This is a genomic window from Pseudooctadecabacter sp. (genome assembly GCF_965657175.1).
GTDB lineage: Bacteria > Pseudomonadota > Alphaproteobacteria > Rhodobacterales > Rhodobacteraceae > Octadecabacter.
In genome coordinates, this window is record NZ_CBFHNH010000010.1 from 1 (window position 1) to 13710 (window position 13710).

A 13710-nucleotide genomic window follows, 5' to 3' on the forward strand; every position below is an offset into this window, starting at 1 on the left:
TGAGAATCTTATTGACTCTTATCAGCTTGTATTTGCGAAATGGATAAGAATTTATACGAAAAAAGTGCGAAAATCTGACATGGCAAAAGGCTTTAGGTTTCGTGATGACGACCACGTCTTATTGAGGTTGGAACGTTTCATTCGAACACAAGAAAAAATAGACTTTTCTGCATATGCTGCAAGCGCCAATGCCGCTGAATTGAATTACAGACTTAAGCTATACAAAAGAGAAAATCGAGACCATCACACTATGTTTAATCGTGGGAGGAAAATCTCAAAGCCCGAAAGGATACCAAGTGATGATCAGGAGATTTTAGCATCTGACAGATTTAAGGAGCGTTACGGATCTTTTCTGAGAGCCGTTAGCATTGAAGATAAGACTATCGCAAAATGGCAGCGCTTAATAGCAAATATTGGAATGGAAAATATTTTTAAATTTCTTATTAGTGACGGTGAAAAGTGGAGTAGAACGCAGACTTGGCATTCTGCTGGGGAGCCTGATCTGTTTATTTCAAAGAATGGTTGTAGCTATTTTTGCGAAGTCAAATCGCCAAATGATCGAATCCACCAATCACAGAGAGATTTTATGGAATATGTCGCCAAGGGAAGCGGCATCGATTACATTGTTTGCAATGTGAAGCCTTTGGTTTGACAGAGGGCTGCAGCAACGAGACAAGTAGTCGGTCTTTTTTGTGGGGGACGATGAGGGACTAATTTTTAAGACTTCATAAAATATTTGATTATGGCATAGGCTGGTTCGCTACAGCTTGTTTACAGAGATTTATTGGTTTTTGACTGGATGCTCTCGCTTGAAGTTTCTTGTAAGAAATCAACGTTACACTTAACCGATGAGCCTTCAGCGATATTTTTTTACCTTCTGCAAGAGTTCTCACAGGGACTCTCCAAATTTAATGAATTCACTGATAGATCACTAAGCATAAATGCTAACTTTAAGTCCTTGATTTTACTTAAAACTTTCGTATTTCCAGTTCTCCAAGCGTTAATCGCTGGACCATTGAACAAAAAAAGGGCGACCCGTTTGGGTCGCCCTTTCTCGTTTGCGCTGTGAGTGGTGGAGTCTGAGAGTGCGCAAACTTGGGTAAAAAAGACGGGCGGTTTCAAACCTGCGTCCTCGACCGCCCGCCGAGGTGTGTGGTCATTGGCGCTAAAGGGGGATGCGCCTCCAACCACCGCGGATAAGTGCGTAGTGGCCACCGCCAAAGGCGATTAGCAAAGACAGCCCCATGATGCTTCCCACAAGCATCACATGTCCTGTCGTCCACGTCGGATTGGTGTGGATGCAGTAGATCGCTTCGAGAAGCAGAACCGACAGTATATAGCTCGACAACAGCCGCGTGCGGATCCCGAACATGATGCCAAGTCCGGCGATCACAAAAAGCAGCCGAAGCAGAACGTCGATCATCAAAACATTCGTATCGGTCAAGATGACCGGAAAGACCTCTGACATCGGCCCAGAGGTTAACAATCCAAGCGGCTGCATGCCGGTCAGGACCATCATTGCGCCTGTAGAAAGGCGTAATGCCCCCAGCGCCACATCCGTAATATGTTTCATAATATGCCTCGTTTTCATCCAGTGGACGGGTTTGTCCCGCTCTGTCTTCCATTGTGGATAAAATGGCGGCTGTGTCGACGGACAGAAATGCAAAGGTCCGTTTGCGGTCAATTCGATCATTGGGTGAAACACGCGCGTACAAATTCAACCCCCTTGCGCACGATGGGGTCCAGTTTGCGCGATTGGTGATAGCTCAACCAGATGGGCAGGGTGTAGGCCGAACAGTCCATATCCAGCTTTCGCAGATCAGGATGATCCGCCGCAAAACTGTCCGGCAAAAACGCTACCGCCGGCCGTTTTCGCAGGATATCAAGGGTCAGGTTCAATCCATCGATCCGAAGCTGCGGCAACGCGGGAAGGTGGTCTCCAAGCCCGAAGGTCTCGGGTGCGATTTTGTGATCATCATAGATGATGTCGATCCATTCGCTGGGGGCGTCCCCACAGGCCTCGGGCACGATATAGGGGTACACATCAAAGTGCCCCAGCTTGGCACAGACGAAATGTCCGTTCTCGGGTCGGGTGTAGCCAACAGCAAGGTCCGTTTCCGCATAAGCAAGGCTCAGGGGGTGGTAGCTGATATCGATGCTGCCGTAGGCTTTGAAATCCGGGTTTTCCAGACAATGGGAAAAGTAGGTTTGTAGCACGGCAATCGACACGGACATGCGGATCACGGAATCGTCGGGCAGCGACGATTGGCTGAAATTGGTCATCTCGCCCAGCCGGTTTTCGACCTCGCGTGCCAGATCAATGATCTCTTTGCCGATGCCGGTTGGCTCCCAGCTTGGGCCGCGTCGCACGAACAATGTCTCGCCCATATCTTCCGTCAATCTCTCGATCCGTCGGGACACGGTCGCAACATTTTCTTTCATGCTTTTCGCCGCGTCCAACATCGATTTGTGCCGATGAAGGGCGAGGCAAAACTTCAGATCGTCCCAATTTTTATTCATGTCGTCTACCTGTAATCTTTGCCCCAAACGGGCCCCCAAAAGAGAACGCTCGACAGATGTGCCCCCGTCGTCTCGCGGGGGTATGTCATATGACATCATCTATCGTGCGCCGTTTCAACCGCCCTGGGGCGTGCGCCCTAGAAAACCCGTATTTGCAATAATAGCGACCGCGCGGGTGGATCGGACCAATGCCAAAACGGATATATGGTTGCCCAAACGGATAGCGCAACCCCGCCCAACGGTGTGTTTGTTGGCCGCCGTGGAACGCTCAGACCGCTGCGGCGTTGAGCGCGAAAGGAGTTCTCATGACCCACGACATCACCCTGCGCGACATCCGTTCCGTAACCCCCAGCACCCATCATCTGGTTTTTGACAAACCCGAGGGCTTCACCTTCACCCCCGGTCAGGCCACGGATATGGCGGTGCTGAAAGACGGATGGGAGGACGAAAAGCGCCCCTTCACGTTCACGTCTTTTCCAGATGATCCCCATCTTGAATTCGTTATCAAGTCCTACCCCGACCATGACGGCGTCACCGAACAGATCGGCCAAATGGTGGCAGGTGATAAGGTGCGCATTGGCGATCCATGGGGGGCCATCGCGGATAAGGGCAGGGGCGTCTTCTTCGCGGGCGGCACCGGCATCACACCTTTCATTCCGATCTTGCGGCAACGGGCGCGGATCGGATCAATCGCAGGCTGCACTCTCGTGCTGGCCGCCACAACCGAAGACGAACTGATCCTGAAATCCGAATGGGACCAGATGGACGGGCTGGAAACCGTCTATGTCCTGAGTAATGAAAACAAGGCCCCGTTCGATCACGGCCGCATCTGCCTTGAGGTCGCCAATGAATTCGTCGCAGGCCACGGCGAAGGCGACCATATGTTCTACATCTGTGGACCGGACGGCATGGTTAAAAACGTGCGCGAAAATCTGACCTATATGGGCGTCTCGTCGGACCGGATCGTGACCGAAGGCTGACCTGTCTTTCTCTGGTTCAAAAATACCTAAATCCGGCCTGCGCGTCACCAAACCAACCTGTGCGGCCCCCCTCGCGCGCCGCAGACGCTCGGATCGGATTGGCAAAGCCAATTCGAAACTACGCGTCCGGCGTCACCAGCCCCAGCCCCCGCAGGTAAATCCCGATCCCTGTTTCCAGCAAATCTTCGGGCGGAAAGGGTGACCGCGACCCCGGCGTCCCACGGGCGAACAGCTCGACCACACCATGGCTCATGGCCCAGATATGGGCGCTGAACATCTGCGGCGGCGGGCGCTTTTCTTCGGGGATATGCATGGACAACTCCACGGCGGAGCGTTCCAAAACACCCATCGCGCGGGTGGCTGCATCATTCAAGTCAGGTGTGCGCTGGATCGAAATACCACTCTCAAACATCGCCACGTAATGCCCAGGGTATTTGCGCGCAAAGGCCAGATAGGCGCGCCCGGTGGCCTCGAACGAAGCCAAAGCAGACGGCTGGCCCTTGGCGTAGGCATATTCCATCAGATCGGCGAAAATCTCATACCCCTGACGGGCGGCTTCCGCGATCAGGTCGTCGCGGCCATCGAAATGGCGATAGACGGCGGCGGGCGTGACACCGGCCTCCCGCGCGGCTTCTGAAAGGGTAAACCCGGTCGGGCCCTTTTCCTCGATCAAACGCAGGGCGCCATCGACCAGCGCGCGCTTAAGATCGCCGTGGTGATACCCGCGTTTAGGCACCCACGACCTCCGGTCCGCCCACGATGGCTGGATCAACAGCGCCCAAGGCGTCGCTGTCCTTGCCTGTGTAATCCAGTTGCGACAGGACCAGACGGATCGCATTTACGCGGGCACGGCGTTTGTCGGCACTGCGCACCACATGCCACGGGGCGGCGTCTGTGTGGGTCTTTTCCAATGTCTCGGTGATGGCGGCGGTATAGGCGTCCCATTTCTTGAGGCCTTCCACGTCGATCCAACTGAGCTTCCATTGTTTCAGGGGGTCCGTTTCGCGGTCCAGAAACCGGCTCAGCTGGGCGGCACGGTCTACGTTCAGCCAGATCTTGAACAGTTTGATGCCTTCGTCGGCCAGCATCTTTTCAAGCGGGTTCACCTGATCGAACCATTTGGCCCGTTGGTCGTCATCACAAAAACCAAAAACCTTTTCCACCACGCCACGATTGTACCATGACCGATCGAAAAAAGTGATTTCTCCGGCAGTGGGCAGATGTTGAATGTAACGTTGAAAGTACCACTGGCCTGCCTCGGTCTCGGTGGGTTTGGACAGGGCAACAACCTTGGCACCGCGCGGGTTCAGGTTTTCGCGGAACCGCTTGATCGTGCCGCCTTTGCCCGCCGCATCGCGGCCTTCAAAGACGATGGCGACCCGCTGCCCGCTTTCGCGCAGCCATCTTTGCATTTTGACCAATTCGATCTGCAACGCTTCAAGTGCGGCCTCATACTCGGACCGTTTCCACTTTTTGGCATAGGGAAATCCGGCGGCGGCAAGGATTTCACCCTTTTTGGCGTCTTCGATTTCGCGCCGCACATCTTCGGGCGCGTCTTCGCGGAAATAGCGGCTGATTTCACCGTCAAATGGCAGGTTGGTCATGGGGCTCTCCTTAGCGCAGGCCGGTTTGGGCGGCGATGCGGTCAATGGCGTCTTCGACGGCTTGCGGGTTGGCGTGATGCGGCATGTGGCCGACGCCCTGCAATACCGTCAGATTGGCGTTGGGCGCGCGCTCAGACAGCGGGATAGAGTGGATCGACAAAGGAACAGTCGTGTCCGCATCGCCGTGGATAATCTCAACCGGCATGGTCAATTCGTCAGGATAGCGCGCCGCCATGTCCACGATATGGGGGCGCAGTGTGTTCACCTGCCGCGTGTTGGCGCGGAAGTTTGCAGGCCGGATCGTCAGCGTGGCACCGATGTGGTCGATATAGCCCTCTGGCACAGGTTGGGGCGCAAAAATGCCCGACACGGCGTCCTCGATCTGTTTGTCCGACGCAAAGGCCGAAATCAGCGGCGGGATCACAGCGCCGCCGATGGCGGACCCGTTGACGGTGTAATAGGCGCCCAGATCGCCGGGCCACGGGTGCGACACACCGGCGACATCGACCACGCCAGCGACACTGTCTGGATGGTTCAACGCCCAAGCCAGCGCAACCGCCCCGCCATAGGAATGGCCCAGAACAATCGCTTTTTCGACGCCCAAGGTTTCGGCGGCCGCATGCAGCATGGCCGCCTGTTCTGCGGGGCTTTCGGCGTCTGTGTTGAAGGCACCTTCATAGGCGTCTGACACGCGGTCTGTGTAGCCCAGACCGGGACGGTCAAAGACGATAACGCGGTAGCGGTCGGTCAGGCGATCCATAAAGCTGAAGGTAAATTCCCGCGTGTTGCCGCCCGCGCCATGGATCAGGATCACGTCCGGTCCAGCGCCCTCGACGACCGCGTGAACCTGACGGCCGCCCACGTCGATAAACTGGCCCTCTGGCGGAAACTCCCTTTCGGCCTCGGTCACGCGGGACGACGACTGCCTGTCAGTGATGACGGCACAACCCGCAATCGCGGCGACGGAAAGGGTAGCGATAAGTTTAAGGGCCAATTGACGTACCTGCATGATGTGTTGCCTTTTAACATAAGGGTCATGGACAAGAACGCAAAGGGCGGCTGCCAAGTTTCGCTTTATTCCGTGGCGGAACTGGATTTTCTCAGATCGGTGGAGGTCACGCCGATCTGGTCGATGTCAAACGGCGTCGTCAGATAGATTTCGCTGATCCAGTTGCCATACAGCAGATGCGCATGACTGCGCCACCGGTTGGGCGGCGTGCGTTTGGGATCATTATCGGGGAAATAATTGACCGGCAGCTGGATCTCGGCGCCCTCGATCTGGTTGGATGCAAGATCCCGTTCGTATTCTTGGGCCAGCGTGTCGCTGTCGTATTCAAAATGGTTGAACACATAAAGCGCGCGGTGGTCGGGGTCTTCGACCAAGGCGGGGCCCACGTCATCCGAATACAGCAGGATCGGCAGGCCTGCGGCCTCAATCTCATCTTTGCGCATTTCGGTCCAGCGGCTGACGGGCATGGCCAGTTCGTCAGAAAATCCACGCAAATAAGGGCTTTGCGGGGCGAAGTTCATGTGACGAAAGCAGCCGAACAGCTAGTGATCCAGCACGTGTTTGGGCACGTTGTGGAAATGGTTGATCATCGCCATGCCGCCCCAGCAGACACCAAAGGTGGAATGGACGTTGGTCTGGGTCCAATCCATGACCTCACGCAGTTCATCCCAATAGGTCACGTCCTCGAAGTCCAGATGTTCGATGGGCGCGCCGGTGATGATCAGGCCGTCGAATTTCTGATCCTTCACCTCTTGGAAGGTGCGGTAGAATTCGGCCATGTGATCGGCGGCGGTGTTGCGGCTTTCGTGGTCCGACATACGGATCAACGTCAGTTCAATTTGCAAGGGTGTGGCGCCGATCAGACGGGCAAACTGGTTCTCCGTCTGGATTTTCTTGGGCATCAGGTTCAACAGGCCAATGCGCAGAGGGCGGATGTCCTGACTGTCCGCCGCCGTCTGGCCCATGACCATAACGCCTTCGTTCGACAAAACGTCAAAGGCGGGCAGGGATCGGGGCAGGCGGATGGGCATTGGATGGGTCCTGAGTTAAGGGGTTGGGATTGCCGATGTAGGGGGCTTAGGCGCGGGCCTCAAGGGCGTGTCCGATGAGGCTGGTAAAGTCCGCTTGATCGCGCACGGTGGCCATGTCGGAAGCGGCGACCGTCACGCCCCAGTTTTGCGCCATCGCGGCATAGCGCGGCTGACGGTGCGCCAGCGCCTGTGCATAGGTCCAGCGGATGAAGTCATCTGGATTAACATCATCCTGTTTCACGTTGTTTTTGTTCAGATATTCGCCCCAAACACGTGCCAGAAATTCCGGCTGATAGGCCATAGGCTTGGGCGCTTTGTCAAAGCGCGCGATCAGGCTTTCGGTGTGGGCATCGCTGCCTTCGATCCAGACCATCAGGCAGCTGTTGGACAGGGCCGTCAGAATGGGGTCATCGCGGTTGTCGGGATCAACCCATTCGCAGACCGACCCACCGGTGTCGCAGACAAAATGCGGATAGCCATAAACAGACTGCGCACGGGCCGCGAATTTGGCAGTGTCCAGCAGGGCCGCGACTTCGGCGTCTTTGAATTGCGCTTGGCGCGCGCGGTATTCGTCAATGGGCAGCCCGCCCTTGGCCGGATCACCGGGTTTGCCCAGATAGGTGGACACGGCGGACAGATCATGGGTGTGGACGTTGGGCGCCAGATAGATGGCGTCCTTGATCAACATCTCCCGCAGGTAGGGGTGTTCCATCGCGGCGGCCAGACAGCTGTCGGTGATGTATTCCCCCATGTACCGCGTCCCGATGCGGTAATCGATCGAGTAGTGAAACCAATCGCCCGTGTCGCGCAACATGTTCGACACATGGGTTTTGCCAAGGCCCGACATCGCAAAGATGAGGACGCTTTTCTGGGGCGCAGCGGCCCAATCGGAGGCGGAAGAATACAACATGGGCTTTGGTTAAGGCCGCGTGGCCCCCCGCGCAATAAAAAACCCCGCAGCCAAAGGCGCGGGGTTTTTCCGTTGCGTGTTTACAGCGACTTAGAAGTTGTAGCCGATCCGGAAACCGGCACCGATGGCCGAGTTGTCGTCAAAGTCAAAGGCCACGCCAGGTGCGGCGTTCACTGTCTGGTCTCCCAGTTCGACGTAGGAAATACCCGCCGTCAGCTCAATCTGGTCCATGGTGTAGGTCGCGCCAACGCCGTAGCTTGTTGTACCCGTTGTGGGGGCCAATGCCGTAGTGGACGGACGCGTGCCTGCTTCTTCGTAGCCAACGGTGGCGAAGACGGACAGGCTGTCGGACAGGCGACGGCCCAGACCAACAGAATACGTCGTTGTATCACCTGAGAAGTTCACATATTCGGCACCACCGGCCGTCAGGTTGAACCCATCCCACTTGGCATGACGGATCGAACCGAACAACAATGTATCTTCGGCCACACCGGTCTGGAATTCCAGGTTGTAGCTTTCTGGGAAGGTCACGGTGAAATCATCGATCGGGGCGAAGTTCACTGTGCCGGACAGTTCGTTTTCGATTTCGCTGTTGTATGTCAGGGCGACACGCAAGGCGATTTCAGGGCGCTCATAGGCGGCACCAACGACATAGCCGTAGTTAAAATCACTCTCGGCTTGCAGGAAACCGGGGGTGGATACGATTTCGCCTGCAACCTGCTGGGCGCGAACACCACCGTGCACGGAGAAGCCGTTGTTCAACTCATAGCGCAGAACACCTGTCACGCCGGTGGACCCGATGTGGGCACGACCATTGTCGAGCTCTGTCAGAGGGCTGCCGCCGAAGGCGCCGTCGGTGTATTCAACGTTCACGCCGAAAGGCTCATCCACGATGATCGCCGCAGAAAGCTGATCGTTCAGATCCATCTTGAAGGCAAAGCCCAAGGAAGAATAAGAATCCAGTGGATCGCTTGGCACCAGTGCCGCAAGTGGGCCAGGCAGAGGGGCTGCATTGGCCTCGGGGCTGACGTTGCCGAAGGAAAACTGGAAGTAGCTTCCGGTCTCACCGCCTTCTTCAAACAGCGGCCCCAAGAACTGGCCGGACCGGTCGATGCCGCCCGCCATTGCCGCTGTCGTTGTCAAAAGCAGGGCTGCGCCTGCTGTCATATATGTGTTCATGTCCCTATCCCTAAAATCCATGAGTGAGTGGATGTCTCCTGCGGGCACCCTATGGAGGCGGGTTTCTTTGGGTCAATTCTTTCCCTACGTCACTTGGCAGCGCTGAGGGGCGGAGTCTCTTTTGCGCCACGGATGCAGGTGCAGCATTCTCAGCGGTTGCCGAACCGGATGTTGAGGTAGTTGGCGCTGAAAATCAGGGCGGCGCCGGCAAAGACCGCCCACTGCAGCGGTTCGCCATAGACCTGTGCCGCCACGATTGCGATGACGGGAAGGCGGATAAAATCGATGGGCATGACGATGCTGGCCGGTGCCAGCGACAGCGCCGTCGTCAGGCAAAAATGCGCCAGTAGCCCCGCGCAGCCGATCAGGATCAACCATGGCACCGACGCCGCCGAGGGCAGGGCGATGTCGCCGTCAAACCCCGCCGCCACCAGCCCAAAGACCGCCTGCATGATCGTCAGCCAAAACAGGATACAGGTGATTGTCTGTGTCCGTGTCAGCCGACGCGTGAAAATCGCCGTCAGGGCAAAGCCGATAGCTGCGGTGGCAGCCGCGATCGTGCCCGTTGAAATCGCGGTCTGGCCCGGTTGGGTGACGATCATCACACCGGCAAAGCCCAATGCAGCGGCCAGCGCGCCGATGGCCGTGATCCGTTCCCCCAACAGCAGCGGCGACAGCAGGATGACCCAGATGGGCGTGGTAAATTCCAACGCGAACACCTGCGCCAGCGGGATCACCGTCAACGCATAAAACCACAGGTTCTGCCCCGTGAAATGCGCCAGATTGCGGATGCCATGCAGACCTAGCTGCTGGCGGTTCACTTGCCCCAAGGTGCCTGCCAGACGGGCAACGCCCAGCACGATCACGATACCGGTGAGTGACCGGAAGAGCATGATTTCAAACGTATCCAGTTCAAAACTCACCGCGCGGCCTGCGATCGCCATAGAGCTGAAGGACACAATTGCCCCAATCATCCAAAGGGCAGCGCGGAGGGTGTCTGTCATCTTGGGGCCTCATACTGGTCGAGGTCAGGCTTGGCAGGTTGACACGCGCGTCGCAAGGGGCCTTGGTGTGGGGATGAAATGGACCCTTGCCTTGGCCGTGATCGCCAGCCCCGCCGCCGCTGACCCCTTTGCGGTCGTCGATGCCGCCCATGCGATGTTCGACCGTGTGCCGCTGGTGCAGGTGATCGACCCCGAGGGGGAGCCCCCCTGCGGTGCCGAGGATGAGACGAACGAGGCCGCGTTTTACTGCACCTCACACAAAACGATCTACCATGTGGCCGATTTTGCCAGCACCCCGCAGGCGGGGTACGAAATGGCGCATCTGTTGGGCCACGCGATGCAAGTGGAACATGGTGTGGCCGACGTGGCCTTGCGCGAAATCATCCGCAGGCGGGACGAGGAAGAGGCGTTGCGCGGCATGGTCACGCGGCAAGTGGAATGCGTGGCGGGCGTGTTTGTGGCCCGCGCCGAATTGGAAACGGTCGATCTGGCACAGCTGTTTGAAGACGAACCCTTCACCCAGTCCCATTGGGGCCGCAGCCCAGTGAACGAAGGCCCGCGCGTGTCTATCGGCGTGGCCGCGCGGCAGGAGTGGTTCGACGTAGGCTATGGCGCGCGCGATGTGGCGGCCTGTTCGGTGGGTGAAATGGCGGCGGACCTGCTGATCGCCGCCCAAAAGTCACAGGCAACAGCCGGTCAATAGGGTCGGCGTTTCACCGCGCTGGGTCAGAACCTGCGCGCTGATCTGGCCCGTGTCGCCGTAGCGGCAGGTATCAGCGGCTTCAAGAATGACAATCGCGCTGTCGCCGCGCCTAATGAAGGTCAACGCGCGGGGACAGTCACTTGTCGGGGCAGGCGTGTCCAACATCAAATTCAGATCAGAGGTGCGGCGAAAGGTGAATTCGGCCGCATCGCCGGTGATCTCCAACTGCTAATCTGTGCCGGAACACATCAGGTCATAGGTAACGGCTTGGGCCTGCAGCGGGGCGGCCAGAAGGGCCAGAATGTGGGGCATTTTATTCATGTCCCGACGTTAGCGCCGGTGGTCAGTGAAGCCAATTCACATCCGGGTCAGGGTGGGCAGAATAGACCACCGCGCGCCCCAGATTGAACCAGATCGCAAGGCTTTCCCGCGCCAGAATGCGCCAGTTCGGGCGGTCACCCCCATCGCGGCGGACCTGTTCGGACATGGCCAGCGCGATGCGGGGACTGGGCAGGCCAGCCTCCCATGCGGCCCATTTGAACGACGCATAGCTGCGCGGCAGATGGAAGCCTTCGGTCACGATGATCAGGTGGTCGGTGGCGGGCAGCAAAGGATAGGAAAATAGCGCGTTTTGCAGCGTCGATTGCGCGCGGCCTTCGATCAGGCTGGCGTCGTCAGGCAGCCCGAGGGTCGCAGCATAGCGCGCCATTTGACCGCCAGCCGCGATGCCATCAACGCCCGCCGTGCCGCCGGTGAACATCACAACAGGGGCCAGACCGGCCTGATAGAGACGCACGCAGGTGTCGATCCGTGTCAGAACAGGTGGGGCGAGGGTGCCATCAGGTGCCATGCCGCCGCCAAGACACACAATCGCGTCCGCAGGGGCCATGGTGCCCGGGTCGGGCGGGGGCCATGAGAACGTCCAGATCAACAGGGCCGCCGTCATGCCTGCGTAAAGCAGGGCAAGGGCTGCAGTGATGCGGATCAGGTGTTTCAATTCGCCGGTCCTAGGGCTCGGCCCGTGATCGACACACATGATCCCCCGGATCATGTGTCAGCGAAGCTGGACTGTCGATCACTCCCACTCAATCGTGCCAGGGGGTTTGGAGGTGATGTCGTAGGTCACGCGGTTGATGCCCGGGACTTCGTTGATGATCCGCGTGGCGGTTTCACCAAGAAATTCATGGCTGTAGGGATAATAATCTGCGGTCATGCCGTCCACAGACGTCACAGCCCGCAGCGCGCAGGCGTAATCATACGTCCGCCCGTCGCCCATCACGCCGACGGTACGCACAGGCAAAATAGCGACGAAAGCCTGCCAAATTTCATCATAGAGGCCATGTTTGCGGATCTGGTCGATATAGACCGCATCCGCCTGCCGAAGAATGTCGAGTTTTGCGCGAGTGATTTCACCGGGGCAGCGGATCGCAAGGCCAGGGCCAGGGAAGGGATGGCGGCCGATAAAGGACGCAGGCAGGCCCAATTCACGGCCCAGCGCGCGGACCTCGTCCTTGAACAGCTCCCGCAGGGGTTCGACCAGTTTCAGGCCCATCTTTTCGGGCAAGCCGCCCACGTTGTGGTGCGATTTGATGGTCACAGACGGCCCGCCGGAGAAAGACACAGATTCGATCACATCGGGATAGAGCGTGCCTTGGGCCAAAAATTCCGCGCCCTCAATTTCGTTGGCGTATTTCTGGAAGACGTCGATGAACAACCGGCCAATGATTTTGCGCTTTGTCTCAGGGTCGCTTTGCCCTTCGAGTTCGCCCAAGAACAGTTCAGCCTCATCTGCGTGGATCACCTTAAGGTTCATGTTGTCGCGGAACATGGTCACGACCTCTTGCGCCTCATTGAGGCGCAACAACCCGTGATCGACGAACACGCAAGTGAGCTGATCGCCAATCGCCTCATGCAGCAAGGCCGCCGCGACAGAGCTGTCGACGCCGCCGGACAAGCCGCAGATCACCTGTTTGTCGCCCACCTGTTCGCGGATTTTTTCAATCGCGATGTCTTTGTAGGCGCCCATGGTCCAATCGCCGGTGAAACCTGCGATCTTGATGAAGTTCTCAAAAAACGTGGCCCCGTTGGGGGTATGGTGGACCTCAGGGTGGAATTGGACAGCGTAGAAATTGCGGCTGAGATCGGCAGTAATTGCATAGGGCGCATTGGGGGAGGTTCCATAAACCTCAAACCCTGGGGCGAGCTTCGCCACGTGATCTCCGTGGGACATCCAGACCTGTTCGCGGTTTTCCAAAAACCAGCCTGCCAAAAGGTCGATGCGATCATCGGCGGGTGTGACATAGGCGCGTCCAAATTCGGCGGTGCCGCCACCGCCGGTGTTCTTGCCCCCGTGCACTTCGCCGCCCAGTTGGGTCATCATGGTCTGCTGGCCATAACAAATGCCAAGCACCGGCACACCGAGGGTCCACAGCGCGTCAGGCGCGCGGGGGGACCCTTCGCGGGTCACGGAATCAGGACCGCCCGACAAGATCACGGCCTTTGGTGCAATCTCAGCCAGTTTGGCGTCAGTGACGTTCTGATAGGGGTGGATTTCGCAATAAACATTCAACTCCCGCAAACGCCGCGCGATAAGCTGCGTCACTTGGCTGCCGAAGTCGATGATGAGGAGGCGGTCGTGATCAATAATATCCATGTGCCCACCTAAAGGGGGTCTTGGAAATGCGCAAGGATTCGGGGGGCAGATGAGTGCGGGCTGGGATTGTGGCAAACCGGCCCTCCGGGGGGAGTTTTTTGGGCCAGATGAAGGGGG

The 13710-nt window shown here is 57.6% G+C and carries 14 protein-coding genes and 1 pseudogene; 3 read left to right on the top strand and 12 right to left on the bottom strand.

Annotated features, from left to right (window positions below):
* Positions 1-652 (top strand): VRR-NUC domain-containing protein (locus ACTG36_RS09950; protein ID WP_439142164.1); only part of this gene is annotated, 652 nt, incomplete at its 5' end.
* A gap of 513 nt (positions 653-1165) precedes the next feature.
* Here the strand turns inward: ACTG36_RS09950 and ACTG36_RS09955 are convergent.
* Both ACTG36_RS09955 and ACTG36_RS09960 read right to left on the bottom strand, forming a co-directional pair.
* On the bottom strand, positions 1166-1573 hold the full coding sequence (locus ACTG36_RS09955; protein WP_375281310.1) for a hypothetical protein: 408 nt from the start codon (positions 1571-1573) through the stop codon (positions 1166-1168).
* A gap of 116 nt (positions 1574-1689) precedes the next feature.
* Positions 1690-2520: a LysR family transcriptional regulator gene (locus tag ACTG36_RS09960; protein ID WP_375281309.1), complete on the bottom strand. Its 831-nt coding sequence runs from the start codon at positions 2518-2520 to the stop codon at positions 1690-1692.
* Between the two features lie 305 nt (positions 2521-2825).
* Here ACTG36_RS09960 and ACTG36_RS09965 point away from each other — a divergent pair, with 305 nt between their 5' ends.
* The gene (locus ACTG36_RS09965) at positions 2826-3500 is read left to right on the top strand and encodes a flavodoxin reductase (RefSeq protein ID WP_375281308.1); all 675 of its coding nucleotides are present in this window, start codon (positions 2826-2828) and stop codon (positions 3498-3500) included.
* Between the two features lie 118 nt (positions 3501-3618).
* On the opposite strand, the gene ACTG36_RS09970 is transcribed toward ACTG36_RS09965, so the two are convergent.
* From ACTG36_RS09970 to ACTG36_RS10000, 7 genes and pseudogenes are all read right to left on the bottom strand, one after another.
* Positions 3619-4236, bottom strand: coding sequence for a TetR/AcrR family transcriptional regulator (locus ACTG36_RS09970; RefSeq protein WP_375281307.1), 618 nt, complete (start codon positions 4234-4236; stop codon positions 3619-3621).
* Positions 4229-5104, bottom strand: a complete 876-nt coding sequence (gene ppk2, locus ACTG36_RS09975) for a polyphosphate kinase 2 (RefSeq protein ID WP_375281306.1) — start codon at positions 5102-5104, stop codon at positions 4229-4231. The genes ACTG36_RS09970 and ppk2 overlap by 8 nt, the downstream gene beginning before the upstream one ends.
* A 10-nt stretch (positions 5105-5114) precedes the next feature.
* Positions 5115-6113 carry an alpha/beta fold hydrolase gene (locus tag ACTG36_RS09980; RefSeq protein WP_439142168.1) on the bottom strand — a complete coding sequence of 333 codons (999 nt, stop codon included), beginning with the start codon at positions 6111-6113 and terminating at the stop codon, positions 5115-5117.
* 65 nt (positions 6114-6178) lie between these two features.
* Positions 6179-7144, bottom strand: a pseudogene (locus ACTG36_RS09985) (homoserine O-succinyltransferase).
* 46 nt (positions 7145-7190) lie between these two features.
* Positions 7191-8054, bottom strand: coding sequence for an ATPase (locus ACTG36_RS09990; protein ID WP_439142170.1), 864 nt, complete (start codon positions 8052-8054; stop codon positions 7191-7193).
* 90 nt (positions 8055-8144) lie between these two features.
* Positions 8145-9233, bottom strand: coding sequence for an OmpP1/FadL family transporter (locus ACTG36_RS09995; RefSeq protein ID WP_375282380.1), 1089 nt, complete (start codon positions 9231-9233; stop codon positions 8145-8147).
* Between the two features lie 149 nt (positions 9234-9382).
* On the bottom strand, positions 9383-10237 hold the full coding sequence (locus tag ACTG36_RS10000) for a DMT family transporter (protein ID WP_439142172.1): 855 nt from the start codon (positions 10235-10237) through the stop codon (positions 9383-9385).
* 73 nt (positions 10238-10310) lie between these two features.
* Here ACTG36_RS10000 and ACTG36_RS10005 point away from each other — a divergent pair, with 73 nt between their 5' ends.
* Positions 10311-10940, top strand: a complete 630-nt coding sequence (locus ACTG36_RS10005) for a hypothetical protein (RefSeq protein ID WP_439142174.1) — start codon at positions 10311-10313, stop codon at positions 10938-10940.
* On the opposite strand, the gene ACTG36_RS10010 is transcribed toward ACTG36_RS10005, so the two are convergent.
* The 3 genes from ACTG36_RS10010 to guaA form a co-directional block, all read right to left on the bottom strand.
* A complete protein-coding gene (locus ACTG36_RS10010) occupies positions 10917-11165 on the bottom strand; it encodes a hypothetical protein (RefSeq protein WP_439142176.1) in 249 nt (82 codons plus the stop codon). The two genes, ACTG36_RS10005 and ACTG36_RS10010, sit on opposite strands and share 24 nt — an antisense overlap.
* Positions 11166-11283: 118 nt before the next feature.
* On the bottom strand, positions 11284-11937 hold the full coding sequence (locus ACTG36_RS10015) for a YdcF family protein (protein WP_439142178.1): 654 nt from the start codon (positions 11935-11937) through the stop codon (positions 11284-11286).
* 78 nt (positions 11938-12015) lie between these two features.
* Positions 12016-13593, bottom strand: coding sequence for a glutamine-hydrolyzing GMP synthase (guaA, locus tag ACTG36_RS10020; RefSeq protein ID WP_375282035.1), 1578 nt, complete (start codon positions 13591-13593; stop codon positions 12016-12018).
* Positions 13594-13710 lie beyond the last annotated feature (117 nt).

Excerpts from the sequence above, each read along its gene's own strand:
- ACTG36_RS09955 (WP_375281310.1), bottom strand. The coding sequence starts at position 1,573 with ATGAAACATATTACGGATGTGGCGCTGGGGGCATTACGCCTTTCTACA.
- ACTG36_RS09960 (WP_375281309.1), bottom strand. The coding sequence starts at position 2,520 with ATGAATAAAAATTGGGACGATCTGAAGTTTTGCCTCGCCCTTCATCGG.
- ACTG36_RS09965 (WP_375281308.1), top strand. The coding sequence starts at position 2,826 with ATGACCCACGACATCACCCTGCGCGACATCCGTTCCGTAACCCCCAGC.
- ppk2 (WP_375281306.1), bottom strand. The coding sequence starts at position 5,104 with ATGACCAACCTGCCATTTGACGGTGAAATCAGCCGCTATTTCCGCGAA.
- ACTG36_RS09980 (WP_439142168.1), bottom strand. The coding sequence starts at position 6,113 with ATGCAGGTACGTCAATTGGCCCTTAAACTTATCGCTACCCTTTCCGTC.
- ACTG36_RS09990 (WP_439142170.1), bottom strand. The coding sequence starts at position 8,054 with ATGTTGTATTCTTCCGCCTCCGATTGGGCCGCTGCGCCCCAGAAAAGC.
- ACTG36_RS09995 (WP_375282380.1), bottom strand. The coding sequence starts at position 9,233 with ATGAACACATATATGACAGCAGGCGCAGCCCTGCTTTTGACAACGACA.
- ACTG36_RS10000 (WP_439142172.1), bottom strand. The coding sequence starts at position 10,237 with ATGACAGACACCCTCCGCGCTGCCCTTTGGATGATTGGGGCAATTGTG.
- ACTG36_RS10005 (WP_439142174.1), top strand. The coding sequence starts at position 10,311 with ATGAAATGGACCCTTGCCTTGGCCGTGATCGCCAGCCCCGCCGCCGCT.
- guaA (WP_375282035.1), bottom strand. The coding sequence starts at position 13,593 with ATGGATATTATTGATCACGACCGCCTCCTCATCATCGACTTCGGCAGC.